The organism is Paenibacillus sp. FSL R7-0313, assembly GCF_037969885.1.
Taxonomy (GTDB): domain Bacteria; phylum Bacillota; class Bacilli; order Paenibacillales; family Paenibacillaceae; genus Paenibacillus.
The window spans coordinates 677637-697500 of sequence record NZ_CP150219.1; the positions used below are offsets into that span (position 1 = coordinate 677637).

At 46.0% G+C, this 19864-nt stretch carries 17 protein-coding genes; 6 read left to right on the forward strand and 11 right to left on the reverse strand.

The genetic code is table 11. The features are described from left to right. Positions 1 to 14: 14 nt before the first annotated feature. The 7 genes from NSQ38_RS02825 to NSQ38_RS02855 form a co-directional block, all read right to left on the reverse strand. A complete protein-coding gene (locus tag NSQ38_RS02825; RefSeq protein WP_339786912.1) occupies positions 15 to 725 on the reverse strand; it encodes a hypothetical protein in 711 nt (236 codons plus the stop codon). Positions 726 to 755: 30 nt separating this feature from the next. Beyond that, the gene (locus tag NSQ38_RS02830; RefSeq protein ID WP_339786914.1) at positions 756 to 2051 is read right to left on the reverse strand and encodes a sugar ABC transporter substrate-binding protein; all 1296 of its coding nucleotides are present in this window, start codon (positions 2049 to 2051) and stop codon (positions 756 to 758) included. A gap of 103 nt (positions 2052 to 2154) precedes the next feature. Further along, positions 2155 to 2922: a response regulator gene (locus NSQ38_RS02835; protein WP_339786917.1), complete on the reverse strand. Its 768-nt coding sequence runs from the start codon at positions 2920 to 2922 to the stop codon at positions 2155 to 2157. Between the two features lie 5 nt (positions 2923 to 2927). After that, positions 2928 to 4751 (reverse strand): sensor histidine kinase, encoded by a 1824-nt coding sequence (locus NSQ38_RS02840; RefSeq protein ID WP_339786919.1) that lies wholly within the window; start codon positions 4749 to 4751, stop codon positions 2928 to 2930. 241 nt (positions 4752 to 4992) lie between these two features. Beyond that, positions 4993 to 5181, reverse strand: a complete 189-nt coding sequence (locus NSQ38_RS02845; protein ID WP_223868875.1) for an aspartyl-phosphate phosphatase Spo0E family protein — start codon at positions 5179 to 5181, stop codon at positions 4993 to 4995. Between the two features lie 310 nt (positions 5182 to 5491). Beyond that, complete coding sequence (locus NSQ38_RS02850; protein ID WP_339786922.1) at positions 5492 to 6016, reverse strand: pyruvate kinase; 525 nt, start codon at positions 6014 to 6016, stop codon at positions 5492 to 5494. A gap of 209 nt (positions 6017 to 6225) precedes the next feature. Further along, entirely contained in the window at positions 6226 to 7611 is a 1386-nt protein-coding gene (locus NSQ38_RS02855; RefSeq protein ID WP_338590247.1) for a transcriptional regulator, read from the reverse strand. 264 nt (positions 7612 to 7875) lie between these two features. Here NSQ38_RS02855 and NSQ38_RS02860 point away from each other — a divergent pair, with 264 nt between their 5' ends. Continuing rightward, positions 7876 to 9000 carry an LLM class flavin-dependent oxidoreductase gene (locus NSQ38_RS02860; protein WP_339786925.1) on the forward strand — a complete coding sequence of 375 codons (1125 nt, stop codon included), beginning with the start codon at positions 7876 to 7878 and terminating at the stop codon, positions 8998 to 9000. Between the two features lie 98 nt (positions 9001 to 9098). Here the strand turns inward: NSQ38_RS02860 and NSQ38_RS02865 are convergent, their stop codons facing one another. Beyond that, on the reverse strand, positions 9099 to 9677 hold the full coding sequence (locus NSQ38_RS02865) for a TetR/AcrR family transcriptional regulator (protein ID WP_339786928.1): 579 nt from the start codon (positions 9675 to 9677) through the stop codon (positions 9099 to 9101). 286 nt (positions 9678 to 9963) lie between these two features. On the opposite strand from NSQ38_RS02865, the gene NSQ38_RS02870 reads away from it, so the two are divergent. Beyond that, positions 9964 to 11178 (forward strand): MFS transporter, encoded by a 1215-nt coding sequence (locus NSQ38_RS02870; protein ID WP_339786932.1) that lies wholly within the window; start codon positions 9964 to 9966, stop codon positions 11176 to 11178. Positions 11179 to 11320: 142 nt separating this feature from the next. Here NSQ38_RS02870 and NSQ38_RS02875 read toward each other — a convergent pair whose 3' ends face one another. Further along, a complete protein-coding gene (locus NSQ38_RS02875; protein ID WP_091038078.1) occupies positions 11321 to 11689 on the reverse strand; it encodes a VOC family protein in 369 nt (122 codons plus the stop codon). Between the two features lie 141 nt (positions 11690 to 11830). Then, positions 11831 to 12883 carry an alkene reductase gene (locus NSQ38_RS02880; protein ID WP_339786935.1) on the reverse strand — a complete coding sequence of 351 codons (1053 nt, stop codon included), beginning with the start codon at positions 12881 to 12883 and terminating at the stop codon, positions 11831 to 11833. Between the two features lie 165 nt (positions 12884 to 13048). Between NSQ38_RS02880 and NSQ38_RS02885 the strand changes: the two genes are divergently transcribed. The 4 genes from NSQ38_RS02885 to NSQ38_RS02900 all read left to right on the forward strand — a co-directional run bounded on the left by NSQ38_RS02885 (position 13049) and on the right by NSQ38_RS02900 (position 17242). Beyond that, positions 13049 to 13912, forward strand: a complete 864-nt coding sequence (locus tag NSQ38_RS02885; protein ID WP_339786937.1) for a LysR family transcriptional regulator — start codon at positions 13049 to 13051, stop codon at positions 13910 to 13912. A gap of 63 nt (positions 13913 to 13975) precedes the next feature. Then, positions 13976 to 15559, forward strand: coding sequence for an AraC family transcriptional regulator (locus NSQ38_RS02890; protein ID WP_339786939.1), 1584 nt, complete (start codon positions 13976 to 13978; stop codon positions 15557 to 15559). Between the two features lie 87 nt (positions 15560 to 15646). Further along, positions 15647 to 16663: an iron-siderophore ABC transporter substrate-binding protein gene (locus NSQ38_RS02895; protein WP_339786941.1), complete on the forward strand. Its 1017-nt coding sequence runs from the start codon at positions 15647 to 15649 to the stop codon at positions 16661 to 16663. Then, the gene (locus NSQ38_RS02900; RefSeq protein WP_339786943.1) at positions 16664 to 17242 is read left to right on the forward strand and encodes a nitroreductase; all 579 of its coding nucleotides are present in this window, start codon (positions 16664 to 16666) and stop codon (positions 17240 to 17242) included. A gap of 330 nt (positions 17243 to 17572) precedes the next feature. Here NSQ38_RS02900 and NSQ38_RS02905 read toward each other — a convergent pair whose 3' ends face one another. Continuing rightward, on the reverse strand, positions 17573 to 19639 hold the full coding sequence (locus tag NSQ38_RS02905; RefSeq protein WP_339786945.1) for a methyl-accepting chemotaxis protein: 2067 nt from the start codon (positions 19637 to 19639) through the stop codon (positions 17573 to 17575). Between the last annotated feature and the right edge of the window lie 225 nt (positions 19640 to 19864).

The window sequence follows — 19864 nt, forward strand, 5'->3', positions numbered from 1 at the left end:
ACATATCCTTTAGTTCAACTTATATAATTCGGACGGTTCAGACAGTCCACCGCATTACGGAACCCGTTCACAGCCCTTCGCAACTGTTCCTCCGTGTTGCCTGTCACGACCGCCCCAAGCATGATCGCCTTTACCCCGGTATCGCGCAGCACCCGAACATCCTCCGGCACCAGCTTTCGCTGGGAAGGAACCAATACCGGTATCTGGGCTTGCAAGACCAGACGGCGATACTTGAGCACATCCGCAAAGCTGAGCGGTGTACCATATTCTTTTCCAGGTACAATGGATGCCTCCAGAGCAGTGAACCCGAAGTACGCTGCCGATGTTACGAGGGAAGCATCATATTCTTCATTGATCGCAAACGTTGGGTCCAGCCCCAAGTCATTCAACATGAAAGATGGCAAGTGATGTGCATAGATGGAATAGAAATTAAAGCCCAGCCCCCCAAGACGCTCCACATCCTCTCGCCTTGCTCCATCAATACTGCCAGAAGGTACGACCCCAAGCGGACCACCAAACTCACTGCGGATCGCCCGAAACACCTCGGCGTACATGTCCAATGGACCAAAATGATTCCCGCTGGCGCGATGACCGACATTATAATGCACCTTCAGTGCATCAGCGCCCTCTTCCATAGCTGCCCGAGCCAAAGCAATATCATTCTCAGGCAGGCTGACCACCAGCGACAGCGGTTTCCGTTCAAGTAACTCTTTGAATTTGCCCATCGTTCTCACCTCCGGTTTCGATTGAATGATTTAGGGTTGCAACACACTTTGGATCTCTTCCTGCATTTGTTTCAGGTTATCCTCAGCTGTCGCTGTCTTTGCAAACAGTCGGTCAAATCCCTGCAATACCGCATTGTCGATATCCTGCCAACGGATATGACCGGGAATTAAGCGCGCTTTTGGCATTTCATCAATGACGGCCTGCACGATATGCTCTTTGCTCGGGTTATTTGGCTGAAGAATGAATGCATCTGAGTTCAGAACAGAGGTACGCGGAGGCACAAAGTAGGTGGCTGTCGCCTGAATCCCCTGTTCACTGGCAAAATACTTCAACAGTTTCTTCGTTTCCTCTGGATGTTTGCTGTCGTTGAACATGGCATATCCGGCCTGCCCCAGCATCGGCACACTGCCTTGAGAGCCGGAAGGCATAGGAGCGATGCTCCATTCAAAATCCGTAATCTCCCTTGCTTTGGAAACATAGCTGTAATTATCAAAGAACATGCCCACATTACCCGCATCAAAGCTGACCTGTTCGCCCGCCTTCGGGTGTGATTCATCGGTGAACATCATGCGTTCCAGCAATTCAAAGGTCTGTACGCCATAGGCATCGTTCCAGGTGAACGTTGTCATGCCCTCATCAAACGGACCGCTTCCATTGGACCAGGAATAGGAGGAAAGCACCGCCCAGGTCTTCCAGTCGCGAAAAAAGTTGGCGCCATAGACTCGGTTGCTCGCATCCTTGCTGGTAATGGCTTTGGCGGACTCTTCGAACTGTTCCCATGTCCATTGTCCTTGGGTGGCAAGTGTGTTTGGATCAGTCAGGCCGGCTTGGTCGAACAGCGCTTTGTTGTAAAACATGACCACCGGAGGTGTAGAAAAAGGTAGTCCCAGCAGCTGATCGCCATCACGGAACAAATCCAATGTACTTGGAATATAATCATCCAGCTTAAACTGTGCATCATCCTTGAACTCGGATACATCGGCCAGAATGTGGTTGGACTTGAATTGTGGCACCATTCGCTCCGATACCCAGGCGAGATCGGGAAGGGAGCCTCCGGCGGCAAGCACCGAAATTTTTTGCTGGTATTCTGCGAAAGGTACGGATTCCATCGTTACTTTGATGCCTGGATTTTCCTTTGTAAAGTCATCAATCAACTTGTTGTACACATCCATATGCGCCTGATTGCCCCACATCATGAACTTCAGCTCGACCTCTCCGTTCTCTCCGCTTGAACTGCCAGATTCACTGCTGGAATTGGAGCTTGTGCACGCGATTGAAGCCATCATCATGAGTATAAACACCAGTATCAATCCTGCTTTTTTCATGGAAATCCCCCTTATGGACGTCGTGGTATACATGTGCAACCAAAGTATAACGAAAGCATCGTTCCCCCTGAAATCACGTCAACTACAGAAATGGTATGGTTTTTCAAGAGATACTGAATCGGTCTCGATATTCTCCTGCGGTCCATCCCACCTGCTGCTTGAACACCAGCATGAAGTGTTTGGGGCTCTGATGCCCGGATAACCGTGCCACATCATAGATTTTGAGACCCGTGTTAATCAGCAACCACTTGGCCCGCTCCATACGTGCCTCCGTGATGTATTCCGAATAATTGATGCCTATTTCGTTCTTGAACAACTGGCTTAAATAAGTAGGGTTCAAGTTAACGAGATCTGCTATCGTCTGAAGTCGCAGATCTCCATCGGGATGTTGCTTGATGTGCTCCTTCACATCTCGAATAATCTTCCGTGTATCTCCACCAGCGTGTTCTATTTTCCCAGATGGCTCAGGGATAGAAATAGTTGTAATACCGTATCTGCGATCCAGCAGCAATTGAATCTTTTGTATGCATAATGCCAGTTCATAACGATCGATTGGTTTCAACAGGTAGTTCAACACTCCAAACTCCATCGCTCTGCGTGCATATTCAAACTCGCCGTAGCCGCTTATGATGAGCATTAGCAATTCAGGATACATGTCTCTGGCTTTGCTTACCAAAGTTAAACCGTCCATTTCACGCATGCGGATATCTGTGATTAACACATCCGGCACCTCACATCTCAGAAAATCCAGCGCCTCGGTACCGCTCGATGCTTCGCCCGTTACCTGAAACTGAGAAGACACTTGTACGATCAGCTCCCTCAGTCCCTGACGGATGACCGTCTCATCCTCTACAAGCAATACTTTATACATGCGCTTCAATCCCCTTTCGGTAGAAGTTGAATGGATATCGTGACCACCAGGCCCTGCCCGGGACTTCCATCAATGCTTAGGCTGCCGCCTTCTCCATACATGAGGCGAAGCCTCTGAGCGATATTGTTAAGCCCCAGACTGTCCCCGGCATGGCAACGTAATGCCTCATTGGAAGGCTGTTTTGATATGGATTTGTTTAACTCGTCAATCTTTGTCTGAGCCATACCCTTACCGTTGTCTCGCACACTAATCAGCAATTCATGGTCGAATTTTAAGGCAGATACCCAGATTACTCCTCCATTTTCCTGCCCTTCAATACCATGGTAGACGGCATTTTCCACCAGCGGTTGCAGTACCAGCTTAGGAATCAAATACTCGTTTATCCCTTCTTCGATGTCATAGATAATCTCCAACTTGCCGTCGTAACGTACCTGCTGAATGCGTATATAGGATTGTACAAAAGCAAGTTCTTCCCCAAGTGGAACCATCCGGTCCACCTTATCAATCGTATAGCGCAGCAGCTTGCCAAGCGCCGTCACCATGTCCGATACCTCTGCGTGCTTCTGGCGAATGGCCATCATGTTAATGGACTCCAGCGTGTTGTATATAAAATGGGGATTCATCTGGCTTTGCAACGCTGACAACTCTGCCTCCCGCTCTTGAATGCCCAGCAGAAACACCTCATTGAACAGTCGATGAATCTCTTCCATCATTCGGTTAAAGCCCCGGCTTATCTGTCCGAATTCATCAGTGCTGAAGTGTGCTACCCGCTGGCTAAAATCTCCCTGCTCCACCCGAATCATGTGGTGCTTCAGTCGAATCAGTGGCCGGGTGATGCGATAGGATAAAAGAACCGCCAGAATCGCTATGGCCGCCATACACAACACTGCGAACCATATTGTAAAGGTGAGCATCTCACCTGACTCCTTTTGAATCACAGCAATAGGTGTAAGACTAATCACCGAAAGCCCGGAATAGCTGGAGTGGTGTTGTACGTAGAGATAGGACTGCCCATCCAGAACAACTTTTTGGTTTCCCGCATAGCTTGGAAGCTGTCCATGCATTAGCAACTGGTCGTACGCAGACATTCCTCCGGTTGAGGTGCGTTCGAACAGAAGACGCTGCTTGCTGTCTACAATCATCAGGCTTGCATCTTGCTCATAATTCAGATTGGATAACAGTTGACCGAAAGCCTCCAGACGAATGTCAATCAGAATGTAACCCAATCGCTGGAGCGTACCCGGATCTCGAAGCACTCTGCCCACCGATATATACGATTCTTGCTGACCACCCGTGTAATAGCTGGGTTGATGCGGAGGAAGCAGGCGCCATGTCCCTTCCGAGCCTTCAAGCTCTGCAAACCAATCATCCTGCCTACTGTCCCATACCGGCTTGACCGCCAGGGAATCGAGATTGGAGAACAAAATGCCGCTGTTGCTGATCAGGTGAATCCCCCGAATCTCGGGCCGGTCATAAGCTTGACCAGATGTGTAAAGCTTCATTTTCAGATAATCCTCAGACCTCGCCCATGTACCCGAACCCATTGAAGCGTTGTATTTGCCCAGAATGCCAAGCACCATCTGATCGTAAAGCGGCAAGAGCGACAACCGCTCAAAGTCCTTCAGCAGCCGATTCAGATTGGCGTTAATCTGGCGAACCATATCAATGGTGAACTGCTCGGTCTTGCGATCCATCGTCTGCGAGAAATGCTTGTAGTTCATCACTCCCTGCAAACTTAGCGGCAGCAACGTCAGCGCCAGGAACAACAGGAGCAACTTGGTGCGCAGGTTTAGGTCTTTTCCGAAAAAAATGCGTACCTTGTCCATCATTTCCGTTCATCCCTCCCTCTCCCGATCATTGTATGAGCCCCTTCACTGATCAATCTGGATATAACTGGGGTCATCATATCCAGTTTTAATGATCATCCGCTATCCTGCCAATCCTGGAATTGGTACGGAATTTCAAGTTATCCGCATAGGTTTCAGGGTGAACGCAAAAAAGCCGACTGTATCGCTACAGTCGACTACGCTATTTCTATAGAACACTAATTAGACCAAAAAACCGACTGCATTATGCAATCGGTTGTCTGTTCCTGAGATGGCTTTTATATTTGAATCGATTATATTCATTAATCAGCTCGTCCAGTACCATGGACTGTCGGAGGACTTGGTTGTCCTGCATGCCATGATTCTCCGCCAAACGACTCAACTCTTGCCTGTTCCGTTCGATTTTATCTGTGATCTGTACCGGTTCACTCACAGCATGCACCCCCTCTTTGTATAACATTTTAGGATACATTGCCAAAAAATTCATATTATATTCCTTTGCAGAATAAAATATTTATTTACATAGAGATACTTTCAACATCAAGCAATTTGCATAGAGAGTTGACGTCTCTTCTTTTCTACAAGATGTGGGAAAAGAAAATTATAACATGTCTACATATCGTATTCGAGAATACACGAATCCTTTACCGTTAAAGTGCGTTATGGACATATTATCCATTTTATTCTAAGTATCTCTTGCACCTTTCTCACGCGAGAAGTTAATAAATTTATCGAAAAGTAATCTATTTGTATAGATAATTTTCATCACCGTTCTGCATACCAAAATAACGAAGTCTGTAGCCCTCTCGATAACGAGCACGCAATGGATTAATGAAGGAGTCATTCTCAAACTCAATGTAACCTGTTAAATAGAGTAGGATCAGATATTCCTCAAAACGTTTATTGCCAAGAGTCATCTCACTCTCTTCCATTCCGTAAAATACTTCGATTTCAAGAACTAATAGAAGAGAAAATCCTCGCACAGTGGAATTGATGATCCATGCAAACTCTAATGGTTCATGGATATCTTCTTCCTTGTTCAGGCTAATTAATTGTTTGGTTCCCCTCTCATCCTTAAATACATAAGCTGCAATCGCCTGATCAAATCCCGCATAAGGATCGTTACGTAAGTCGGAAAACTCCTCTAAATCTACCTTATCAGCGTAGTATTTCTTGGTTAGTCGGTCATGAATCTGCTCTAACGTGAATGGATTAGGAATGTCCAAAGTTATATATTTTTCGTAAAGCTTCTGAATATCAATCTGCAATGATAAATCCTCTTTTTGTTATGGATAAACTAATGGATAGTACAAATAAGCGCCCCATCTCCATATCCCGGAAATAAGACGCATGTTAATGAAAGGATTTAATATATCTTAGCTGTTATAGTCTTCCTTCGCCATGCGTTACAGACATTATTTGTGTAATAACATCACTATCCAAATTAACTAATTGATCTATATTAATAATCATTATGCTAAGCAAGATTACATAGAAGATCTTCTTTTTTTTCATAAGATTTCTGAACCTCCATCATGATAAGTTTGTACTGATGCTCGATTTCAGTCGTACCCATGTTTTTGTAATTCTCATAAAGCGAAATACAATGAATGATATCTGTTTGATTGTTAAATCGTACAGACTCTCTCAGACAGTGCATAAGTTGCTTTAAACCCTCCGGATATTCATGGCGATTTAAGTGGTAGAGTGAACGTTCCAACAAGAATGCTGCATAAATTTCATTTTTCATCTGCTCAGTGTACCCTTTTAAACCATTTATTTCGGAGTTAATCCGATCGCTGAACCTATTCAAAATATCATCAATATTTCTATCAAACTTATTAGCTACCTCCAAAATATTAATTATCGCAGGTAAAATTTCCTCTTCATTTCTTTCAATAAATTCCACATATGCAGGTAAAACGTTTTGATCACCCATCATCAATTTATATAAATAAGTATTGGCTTCCGCCCAACCAGCAAATTTATCAATAAAAATCTGATCCTCTTCATCCGGTTCAGAGACTTTAGCAAGCTTGGCATAGACTTCTGTATAGAGCAAAGCTTCTTCATAACGTCCCTGCTTCTCACATGCCGATGATTTAAGCAAATTGGAATATGCTCTATATACGAATAAAGGATAGGCAGTGAGTCTATCGCTTTTATCTATTTTCTTCTTTGTATACGATTGTAAAATTTTTGTTTTCTGATCTAATTCTTCAGCCAGATCAAAAGCCTTGTCCCGATATCGAAGTGAAGCATACGTATTCGCCAAATCCTTAATCGCATCCAGTTGCCTCTCTTCATCCAAGCGATTAATATACGGCTCAAAGTGCACAGCGGCCCGGAGATTATCATGCTGATTCTGACCGAGTGAGAGGGTGAAGATGCGATACTGGCACAGAGCCAGACGTTCCGAGTGTTGATATTTCTCACACTCCGCCACACATTCGTACAACATCCGTGCAGCCTTTGTCTGTCCACGTTCAAGCATGCCTTCAGCCATCTCGAACAACTCCGAGATATACGAGCGATCATCCGTCACTTCCTGGATAACCTTATGAATACATTCCAGCTTGTCCAATTCAGCACAGCGTTGCAGGAATGGTTCCAGTCTCCTCCAATGAGGTGCCGATTCCACGAAACATTCAGCCCCATAAATCTCGTAGAAATACCCTTCTTCCAGCTTCATGCCTTGGGTAATCAGATCCAGTTGCGCCATAGCGATGGGCCGAGTCCCCTTAATAATTGCACTAAGCGTTCCAGCGTTAACTCCCGATATATCGGCAAAATACTGCAGGGTGTACCCCTGTTTCCTGATGTAGTCCTCAATATATGAGCGTATCGTAGTTGTAGGTTCCATGTATCCCACCTCCACAATGAAAATCCATAATTTTGAATTTATATGATAAGCACAATTTTAATCCTAAATTTTACAGCGGTCAATAAAAATCGTGGCAATTTCCTTCACATGTATGCAATTATGCCTGATTGTTCCTGCTTATAGAAAAAATCCATTAGAAGAATCCGTGAGAACGTGATACATTTAATCCAACTTACATATCCTAGTATTTCAATAGGATTATACGACACAGGAATTATCAATTCAGTTCGAGGAGAAGGTCAGATGAAATTTGCCTTGTTTAGTCTCATGATGAATCTGCCTAATGCCGTAACCGGGGAAGCTCTGACGACTCAGCAGAAATTCCACAATATATTAGAGCAAGCAAAGCTGGCTGAACGACTGGGATTCGATGCCTATGGAATCGGTGAACGACACGGTGCGCCTTTTCTATCTTCCTCGCCACCTGTCGTATTAACCGCAATAGCCGCAGCAACCACACGCATTCGGTTACTAACCACCGTTACTGTTCTTAGTATACTTGATCCGGTCCGGGTTGCCGAGGATTATGCCACGCTGGATCAATTATCGGGCGGACGGCTGGAGATGATCATCGGGAAAGGCAATGACCCTCGGCACTATCCGCTGTTCGGCATAAGCGAAGAGGAACAATGGGATTCACTTGATGAACGCTATCATTTGCTAAAACGACTTTGGTCTGAAGAGAATGTAACCTGGCAGGGAACGTATCGCACTCCTCTTGAGGGAGTGACCACGTGGCCCAGGCCGCTTCAGCAATCCATCCCGATCTGGCATGGTAGCGCGTCCAGCACGGTCTCGACCGAACTCGCTGCCAAATATGGCGAGCCGCTCTTCACGTCGAATTCTTTTCACCCTCAGGCCAAATATAAAGCGTTAATTGATCATTATCGGGAACGCCTCGATTATTATGGTCATGATCCGCAGCAAGCCGTAATTGGCTCTGGTGCCGGCAGTCTCTATCTGGCGGATACAGGTGAGGAAGCCATTCGCCGCTATAAGCCATATTATGAAGCGTTCCATACCACCGCCGCCGCACAGCATAATCAGTCGCCCTTTACCGATCTGGAGGATAACATTGCACGAGGTCCTGCGTTAATCGGTAGTCCGGAGCAGGTCATTGAGAAAATTCTGGACTATCATGCCGCTTACGGACATCAGGTGCTGAGTATCAGCGTAGATGGACTGACGCATAGCGAGCAGTTGGAGCAAGTGGAGCGTTTTGCCAAGGAAGTTGCCCCTGTTTTACGCCGCGAACTGCCCAGTTCGGTATGGAATGAACCCCCGGTGTTAACCCAGCACTCATCCTTCCTTTCCTCTAATGTTACAGATTCATGGCCCACAGCCATCTCACCTATATTCCAGGTCTAACAATCTACCTCGTACAATATACACGTGCTCCTTCCAGGGTGATTCCTACGAATCGCCCTCTTCCCTCTTCCTCCCTCTTGTATCCGCTCTCCCTGTACCTACTTGGACTGAATGCCTTCAAACAATGAACTGAGCAACACATCTACAAACGCATCCTCCATCGCTTCACCCGTCACTAACATACGATAGAACACCGGCCCGTAGATCAGATCAATGTACAGTCCAATGTCTATCCCACTTTTCAATTCGCCACGCTCCACACCCTTCTCCAGAATTCCCCGAGCTTCACGCCGACGTGGTTGGATATATCTTGTACGGTATTCTTCGGCAAGCCCTTCATCCGACTGCCCTTCTCCGATGATCTGTGTAATCACTTTTCCTTCCCGACTGGTCAAAAAACGAACCAGATTACTCGCATGTATGCGTATATCCTCCAATACCGAGCCTGTATCCGGTACCGGTAATCTTGCTGTTGCCGCAGACATATATCCGTCCATGATGACAGCACCTTTGTTCGGCCACCATTTGTAGATGGTGGCTTTGCTCACCTGTGCACGTTCAGCAATCTTCTCGATTGTAACTGCTCCGAATCCGTGCTCCAACAACAACTCATACGATGCTGTAAGAATGGCATTCTGGGTTTCCATGTTACGTGGACGTCCTCTTTTGGCAGTCATCTTGAGCCCTCCTGGATGTATAAAGTATATTTAATCATCAGTAATATTCATAAAAACGATACGTTCATTATACTAAAATGCCATGAGTACACACAATAATTCCATCCTCGGTTCACCTTTTCATCCTAATTAATATTCTCATTAAAATATTTCGAGCCTATTTACAATACTATACGTTTAGTTTATTATATATTTGTAATTAGTGAACACAACGTTTAGTAATTAACGATTTTAATATTAACTGTTTATTGCGAATACCAATTTAGAATTGTGGAGGATGATTATCATGGATATGGATATGAGACAACAAGTAAAGAAGGCACCTGTACCCACCTGGATTATTTTTTTGTTGGCATCCGCTTGTGGTTTGATCGTGGCAAACCTGTATTATGCTCAGACCGTTATCGGTCCGATCAGCATGACAACGGGTCTGTCTTCTGCCGCTGCCGGATTGATCGTAACGTTGACTCAGATTGGTTATGTTATTGGTTTGTTATTCATCGTGCCGCTCAGTGACATTACCGAGAATCGACGCCTGGTCGTTCTTTTCCTCATCGTACTTGTTGTTGCCCTGATTGCTGCGGCTTTCTCGCCCACTGCTGTTATATTTCTGACTGCCTCTCTGTTCATTGGTATAGGTTCTGTGGTCGCTCAAATTCTGGTGCCCTATGCGACATATCTTACTTCCGAGGAACAACGCGGACGGGTTGTCGGCAATGTAATGAGTGGTCTGCTGCTGGGCATCATGCTGGCTCGTCCTGTCGCAAGCTTTATCACCAGCCTCTTCGGATGGCAGACGGTCTTTATATTCTCCGCCATTGTCATAACACTTCTCATGCTGCTCCTATCACGTGCTCTTCCTGCTCGCCAGCCTGAACCCACCTTGAAATACGGGCAATTAATCGTGTCCTTGGGCACACTGTTCAGAACGATGCCGCTACTGCGCCGCCGGGCGTTTTATCAGGCCAGTCTGTTTGGTGCTTTCAGCTTGTTCTGGACCACGGTTCCACTCAGACTCGCTAACGATTTCGGTATGTCACAGCAAGGCATTGCCTGGTTCGCACTGGCTGGTGTCGGAGGTGCTATTGCCGCTCCCATTGCCGGGAGACTGGCTGATCGCGGGTTAACACGTATTCTGACAGGTGCTGCCATGGTGATCGCTGCTGCTTCGTTTGGTCTTGCTTATGTGTTCCATAGCCACTCCACGTTTGCATTGATCCTGCTTGTTATCGTAGCGATCACACTGGATATGGCTGTCTCGGGAAATCTAGTGCTGGGTCAACGCATTATCTACTCCTTAGGAAGTGAAGCGAGAGGACGTGTGAATGGCATATTCATGTCGATCTTTTTTGTCGGCGGTGCGATTGGTTCATCTCTTGGAAGCTGGTCTTATGCTCACGGAGGCTGGAGTCTCACAACGCTGATTGGCCTGATCATGCCGCTGCTCGCTTTGGTGTATTACTTTACGGAAAAGAAAGCGGTAGTTGTCAGCAATGAATAGAATGAATATATCGCTGAATCCGAATAACGGAATAAGGGCAGAGCTAATCATCAAGATTAGCTCTGCCCTTATTGTTGTAATACTCACTTGTCTCCCTGTGACAGGAAGTTATCACTATTATTAAGATGGATACATTTGCGTATTAGGCTTTACTGTGAAGGGTAACTTGGTACCCGTCTGGGTCGGCAAATGTAAAGGTTCGTCCGAATGGTCCATCTATTGGTGCAGATGTAATTTGTACGCCTGCCGCAACAAGCTTGTCGTGGATTTCTTGCGTATCAGGAGCATGAAGCCACAGAGCGACACCAAGTCCTGGCTGAGCACCTGAACCGAGTTCTGTTCCTGGCAATAGGTCACGTAGAGCAAATGCAATAGGCTTGGTTTCAAAGACTACCGCATGAGGTGGTCCCGCCTGTGAACGTACCAGTCCAAGATAGTTTTGATAAAATTCGGCAGAGCCTTCAAGATTGCTCACTTGAAGTGAAATGAAATCCGGTCCGATTACTGACATAATGTAATGATCTCCTTTATATATGGGGTTGGTTGTTTAGGTTATCTTGATCATACAAGACCGCTCTTGCCAACAGTATGTCAGTAGTGTTTTCTACTTTTTTCGATTTTTTCGATTTCTTCTCTTACTCGGTTTTCTCTTTTACACCAACACGGGCAGATGCGTAGTCGCATCATACTCGACCAATTGCTCACCAGCATTCAATTTATGCACCAGATCAGGGTTTGCGATAAACGGTCTTCCAAACGCAGCCAGATCTATACTTCCCTTGCCAATCGCGTGCTCCGCAGTATGAACATCCAGATCCCCCACACCAATGATGATTCCATCCCACTGACTTCGAATCCACTCGTGAAAGGACTGCTCACCATCCCACGCTTTCGCATAATGATCTGTTGAGGGATGCAAGATTGTTATTCCCGTCTCGCGGAATAAGTTCAGATATGCATCGATCATTCCAGCTTTGTCTACCCAAGCATAGGATGCATCATCATCCTTTTTCTCAGAGAATCGTACCGATATGCGATCCACAGGGATCTCTTTTTTCACAGCCACAATAATATCCCGCAGGAACCGCAATCTGCCCTCAGTGTCTCCTCCATATTCATCTGTTCTGTGGTTGGTCTTCTCATTAATAAACTGGTCGATCAGATACCCATGCGCAGCATGCAGCTCGATCCCGTCGAACCCTGCCAGAACCGCATTGCGGGCGGCCGTCTGAAAATGCTGAATTGTATCCGCTATATCCTGTGTACTCATCGCTTGGGGCACCTGATACGGCTTATGCAGCTTATGCACTCTTCCCTCTGCCGCAAGGCTGGAAGGTGCCAGTGGAGCGGTTCCGATCAGATCGGAATGGGACAACCTGCCGACATGCCACAGTTGAGCAATAATGGTGCCGCCATGTCTGTGAACAGCATCCGTTACCCTTTTCCAAGAAGTCGTCTGTTCATCTGTATATAAACCGGGGATGCCGTAAGTGCCTTTGCCTGCCAGATTCGGGTTAATACCCTCGGTAATGATCAGTCCCACACCATCCCGCGCACGCTGCTCATAATATGCCACCATCTCATCCGTCACGGTCCCCTCCTGATCATCAGCAAATCCCCGGGTCAACGGTGCCATCACCACTCGGTTCCTTAATTGCCACTGATGAATCGTCACCGGGCTTAATAGTGTTGAACGTGTATTCATGTTATCCATCTCATATCCCTACTCTCTTTGTCATTAGGGATATTGTACGGCGGCTCTGATATATCGTAAAATGATTGAAATATATACTTGTATCTCTCAGAGAGATACCTGACATCAACATCTGCGGAAGCAATGTAAGTTAATCCACGTTCAGGAGGATACAGCATGGAACTTTCCGATATCGATATTGTTCTCGCGGTGGCACGTTCAGGCAAAATCTCACAGGCCGCCAAAGAACTGAATTATGCGCAATCCAATGTCACTACGCGCATCAAAAAACTGGAGCAGGAATATCAAATCCAGCTGTTCAACCGATTTCCCAAAGGTGTTGTGCTGACCTCCAAAGGTGAGCAGTTTGTTGAGTACGCCACACGCATTCACAACCTTTTGCACGATCTGAAGCAGGATATGACCGATCCCGGTGAACCTTCCGGTACGCTGAAAATCGGCATTGTAGAAACGGCGGCATCCAGCCGCTTTATGGAGATTCTGAATGAATATCAAATAACCTACCCGAAGGTGTCCATTTCACTTGTTAACGCCACTTCACCCAAAGTACTGCGCAAGAAAATACAGAACTATGAGATTGATGGTGCTTTTATCAGCGGGGCTTGTGTGAAAGAGGGTCTGAAGGTGGAATATGAGATGCAGGACACCGTTCATATCATCTCCAAGAAGACAGACGTACCACCCGAAAGCCTGTGCCAAGTATCATGGGTTGTTTTCCCCGAGGGATGCCCGTATCGTGAAATGACCGAAGAATTTTTGCAGGAAGAGGGGTTGTCCGCGCGTAATATCATCGAAGTGAGTACGATGGAAAACCTGCTTAGCTGTGTGGAGTCTGGAATTGCTTTTACCATTATGCCGTGCAACGTTATTCACAAGAAACCGGATGAATTCTCCGTATTTGATCTCGCAGATCGTTTTACTCATACCACGACAACCTTTGTCCGCAGTGAGGATCGGTATGTCAGCAGTGCGCTGGATCAATTCATGAAGCTGCTGAACCAGAAGTGCATTACGTTTTGATATAGAGAACTTTTATAAGCAGCAGTATAGTATGTACATTCACAGCAGTCAGGAGAAGATCAGATGAAACTCATGAATCTTTTATATAGGCTCATTGATGCCCGGCGTATCGACAACAATGCTGAACAAGTGTCCTTTCCATCCCGTCCACATCATACGCTGCTTGTTGTGATCAAAGGGAGCTTAACCGTCAAAGTCGAAGACAAAGTCATCTCCTTATGCGCTCCTCAAGTCCTTTCCGTCCCGCCTTCTCACACCTGTCTTGCAACTACCGAGGTACAGCATGATTTTCAATGTGTCACCTTAACCTACAATGTCTACAACGAAGAACTGGATGGCAACATGCAGCAAGTTATTGATCCACATCTTGAATGCATTGCCACTGTTGTTCCCTCAGCTCCCGTACTCGCCATTCAAATCCATGAAGGTGGGCAGAAGGAAGATCCATGGGCTGGAATGGCACGTCAGATCCTCTTTCAGGAACTGTGTCTTGTCCTATTGAAGCAGAAGAAGCAGAAATTCCAGGAAGATACAGCAATTGAAGCGGTAAGGCAGAGCCAAAAATATATCCATACACATTATCAGGAGAACTTCACACGCGAAAAACTGGCTGAAATGGCTGGACTGAGTGTCAACCGTTATTCCAGATTGTTCAAAAAAATGATTGGACAAGGCCCCATCGAATATTTGAACGCCGTACGTATCCGGGAAGCCGGTGATCTGCTACTGGCCTCAGACAACACGATCAAACAAACAGCACGCCAGGTCGGGTATGAAGATGAATTCTATTTTAGCCGAAAATTCAAAGCAACCACCGGATTGTCTCCCATGGTCTATATTAAAAAGCATCGCTCCGTAACACGTATCGCTTCACTTGCCCATCCATATACGGGGCATCTGCTTGCCCTTGGTATTGAGCCATATGCGGCACTGATTAATCCAGTCCATAGAACCTCATATGAATTCAAAAATGTGATTCAAGTGGGCAGAGATCAGCCTGATCTGGAACTATTAATGAACGCACACCCGGAACTAATCATTGGTTATGAAGGAACCGATTATGAAGAGCCCAAAAAAGCCGAATTATTTCGGCATATTGCCTCCACTTGTACCATACCTTTTGCAGGAGATTGGCGTAAACAGTTGTACTCCATTGCACAATCCGTGGGTAAAATAACAGCTGGTGAAGAATGGCTGGAACGTTATGAGTTATCGGTCAACCGAAACATATCCGGAATACAACATGCCCTGGATGACCGTCCTGTGGCTGTGGCGCAATACGAGGATGGACAGTTCCGGGTCTACGGCAACCGTAATCTGGGGACGGTACTCTATGATGATTTGCAGTTATCCGTACCCCAAGCTCTACACCACGTATCCCATTCCCGTTTAATGTCACTGGAACAGCTGGTCCAGTCCGATATTGAACACTTCATTCTGTTTACAAGTGGCCGAGCAGACGAGCGTGCGCACACTGTAGCGTTGCTTATGCAAAATTCAATCTGGCAGCAATGGAAGGCGGTTCGTACGAATCAAGTCTATGAATTGGGCGATTCCTCCCCCTACTCCTGTTATACTTCCTTGGCTCATAATCTGTTTCTCAATCGGGTTAGTCAGTTGTTCCTGAGCCAAACGTCCATGGATTAAACAGGAATATCCATGGATTACGATTTGGAATGCACCTATAATTATTTTGATAATGATAATCAAAATCAGTTAAAGGGTGTGTACAACGTGTCTTTACTTAACAACCAACGCTTCTCTAGCTTTTTCAAATCAGGACGATTCCTTATAACCGTTCTTCTTCTATGCAGCATGCTTGCGGGCTGTGGGACTTCCCAGAACAGCGGGAACTCCACTTCACCCGAATCCAATGGGGCAGAGCCATCAACCGCTGAACAGGGAAGTGAGAATACACGTACCATTTCCACGATTAAAGGGGACATCGAAATTCCTGCTGAACCCAAAAAAATAGCGGGTATGCTCTACGTCTTTGCTGACCAATTACTCGCTCTCGGCATTGAACCGACAGCCATGGTAACGTATAACGATCTCGGATTCCCTGAATATCTGGCAGATCAGATGAAAGATACCACTGCCATAGGTTCCGGCGAGTCTCCCAATTTTGAAGCATTACTCCAGGCTGAGCCGGATCTCATTCTGGCCTCCAAAACGTTAAATGAAGCAAACTATGAGCAACTCTCCAAGATTGCTCCAACGATCCTTTTTGATAATGAAGAAAAAGGAGACTGGGAGCGATTCATGGAAACGGCAACCGTTCTTGGCAAAGAAAAAGAAGCCCAAGCGGTCAAAGATGCCTATGATGCCAAAGTGACCACAACCCATGATGAGCTTGCCGTAAAAGCCAAAGACGAAACGGTGGCCTACATGCGCGTACAGGATAAACAGCTTCAGTTGATTAAACCTGATGATAACTTCACTCTGTTTGGTGCTCTGGGATTAACCCCTGCTTCAGTAGACAGTGTAGATTTTCAGGGATCATGGAATGTGGCAATTTCGGAAGAAATTCTGCCTGAGCTGAACCCGGATCGACTGTTTATCATTCTTCGTCCAGGGGAAGAAAACAAGGTTGTGCTTAATAACATCATGAATACATCCATCTGGGCCAATCTGAATGCAGTTAAGAACGATCATGTATATATCGGTGATGCCAACCTGTGGTTTGCAGGATACGGTCCCATCGGTCTGAGTAAAATCATTGATGAGATCGCTGCTTCCTTCGAGTTATAGATGGACATGATGAAACCCAAAACAAGCCTTAGGCAGACTGTGATCGAACGACGCACGATTCAGGAATTTAATGGCCTACCCATTCCTTTGGAAACGATTCATGAGATTCTGGAGGCCGCGATATGGGCACCTTTTCATTCCAAAAAGGAACCTTGGCGCTTCATTCTGTTTATGAATGAGGGCAGAGAGAAATTCGCGAGCGCTGTATTGAGTACACGCAATCCTGAATTTGTAGCAAAGTACGGACAACAAATCAGAGCAGCCTATTGTGAACAGACACCTGTGCATCTGGTTGTGGTTATGACAGCCAACCTGCCCTCCAAAGCGTGGGAAGAGGCTTTTGCTGCAACCTCGGCACTGATCCAGAACATACAGTTGCTCGCCTGGGAACAACAGATCGGCGTCGTATGGAAGACAAGTCCTTTCAACGAAAATCTTCTATTCTGTGAAGCCATTGGTGTGACATCAGAGGAAAAAATAGTAGGTACACTTCACATGGGGTATTTTAACGCTGAAGATCAGCCTATCCCCAAGCCTCGCACACCGCTCCCTGAGCTGTTGCATCTCATTGATCACTAAATGGATTAGAGCACATTGATCTGGACCATAAAAAAGAAGGGGATGTCCTATAAGTCATGAATATGACAGGGGACATCCCTTGTTTGTGTTATTTGGTTTTAATGAACCTGAGACACGCTATTCGGTCCCATTTGCCCCGATCTGAAATCTAACGAATCACAGAGACGTTATTTCGTCGATTCGCTCAATTTTTTAGGTTTTGACAACGTTTTTGACGAAATAGCGTTACTGAGATTCTTTAAATCTTGCAAGCTCTGATGATCCGCCTTTTAAGGTGCGGTAGGTTCGTTAGCGCTTGGAGCGAGGCGGAATTCCTTTTGAGACAGACTCTTACTCCACCTTGAATCGCGCAGCCGATTCGGCCAGCTTTTGCGTCAATTGATCGATCGTATCGACCATGTTTGCCAACTGCTGCACCGTGGAAGACTGCTCCATCATGGTTGCTGTTACCTCTTCAACCGAAGCGGATACCTGCTCTCCTGAAGCGGACAAACTATGGGCTGACTCCAATACAACATCCTTGTTCTGCAACATCTCTTGCATCTGTCCTGCCATTGTAGCGATCTGTTGATTAATGACCGATACCTTCTCCAAAATCACATCAAACGCCTGACGAGTCTGCAAGACAAGCTCATCCTGTCTGGACGAGATGGTGTGAATCTCTGCAACACTTTGGTTGTTCTCGGCGACATCGGCCAGATTCTGCTCGATAATGCTGGAGATTTCCTTGGACTGGCGGGAACTCTGCTCTGCCAAATTGCGGATTTCCTCGGCTACAACTGCAAATCCTCTGCCATGCTCCCCCGCCCGTGATGCTTCAATTGAAGCATTCAATGCAAGCAGGTTGGTCTGCTTCGCAATCTGGCTGATGGCTTCCGTGATCTGACTAATACTGCCCGAACTCGTTTGAAGTTTGACGGTAATCTCCGAGATTTTCTCCACTTCCCGTTCGTTCACTTCATTAATACGCATCAGTTCATTCACAACTTCATTCCCGTTGTGGAATACCGTTTCGATCTCACCCGCTCTTGCCTTCACATCCTGTGCACTACTGTTCATGGCAGCCACTTTATCGCCAAAGGTGTTGAATTTACTTGCAATCTGCTCGGTATCTTCCGATTGGGCCTCCATCGCTTTTGCAATCCCCATGGACGTCGCCGAGGTCTCATCAATGGATCTTGCCGTCTGTCTGGATGTCTCCTCCAATTCCTGAGTGCTGTCCTGAAGAACATGAATCGAATTATTCATATCGGTAATAAGGTTCCTGTTCTGCTCCACCATAACATTGAAGCTCTCAGCCAGATCCTTGAATTCACTGTTATATCTGCCATTGGCCTTAACGGTCAGATCCCCTTGAGCAAGCTGTTTGAACAGCCCGATCAGACGAATGATAGGTCTCGTTATACTACGAGAGATCAACAATCCCACGCCAATAGCCAGAGCAATTCCAATCAAGGTCACGATAAGCATCTGGCGCTGTATATCCTCTACTGGGCGCTTAATATCATCATAATCGTCAATAATGACCACGGAGAGATCTGCACCAGGAATCTGATTGATACGATAGTAGGTATCATCTCGATCCATCGAATTGATTTTCACTTTGTCGGTGGCTCTGGCCTCCATAAGTTCCATGGCTTCCTTGTCCTCTTCCAGCGTTTGTCCCACAATGGAAGGATCCAATGAATCATACATAATGATACCGCTCCGGCTCAGCACTTCAACTCTGCCCTGACCATTGATCTGGATGTCCCCGAGTTGGCCCAGGAAAAAGCTGCTGTCCACCGACATAGCAAGCACACCCAGGATATTCCCCTCTTCATCGATGATGGGCTCCGAGAATGCAATAATGAGCTTCTTGCTATTCTTCGAAACGATCGCATCACTGATGAAGGATTTCCCCTCTATGGACTCCTGGAAATATTCCCGATCTCCCCGTGACTGTCCAATCACTTCCGGCATGGTTCCCGCCACCATGATTCCTTCCTTATCAAACACGAACAGATCTGGCTTGCTTCCTTCCGTTTCCGATATACTGTCGGTCAAGATCGTATTGGCCTTATTAAAATACGGGTTCTCATCCGATAAAAATTCTTCATCCGTCATGTCAGTTGTATTACGCAGCTCCAAGAGTTCCTTGAAGGTATTATGTACGGATATCGCATGACTCAATTGTTGCTGAAGTTGCATCGCTGTCCAAAGCCCTTCCCCAAGGCGGTCAGCCATCACATTAATCTCATCCTTGCTTTTCCTGACCACAACATCAGATGAGATCATATAACTTGTGGTCGTTGCACCAAGCAGAACCAAAACAACCAATACACTGATCATGAAAGGCAGTTTGATTTTAAGCGACATATTTTTGATCCTATGCCCTAACCCTTTTCTTTTCCCCATTTCCCACTTCTCCCCACTTCCCTGAACCATATGCATCTGAACGATGTACATACATTATCGGAAAAATCTATAGTAGAATTGATCATTTAGGGAGATATTGCCACTGTTTTCTTTTTTTCTGATAGCAACGTAAAAAAATGGCCTGTTAGATCGACATTATCCATCTTTGAAATGGATGTTGCCGTTACCTAACAGACCGTTTACAGATTTGATAAAAGATATGAT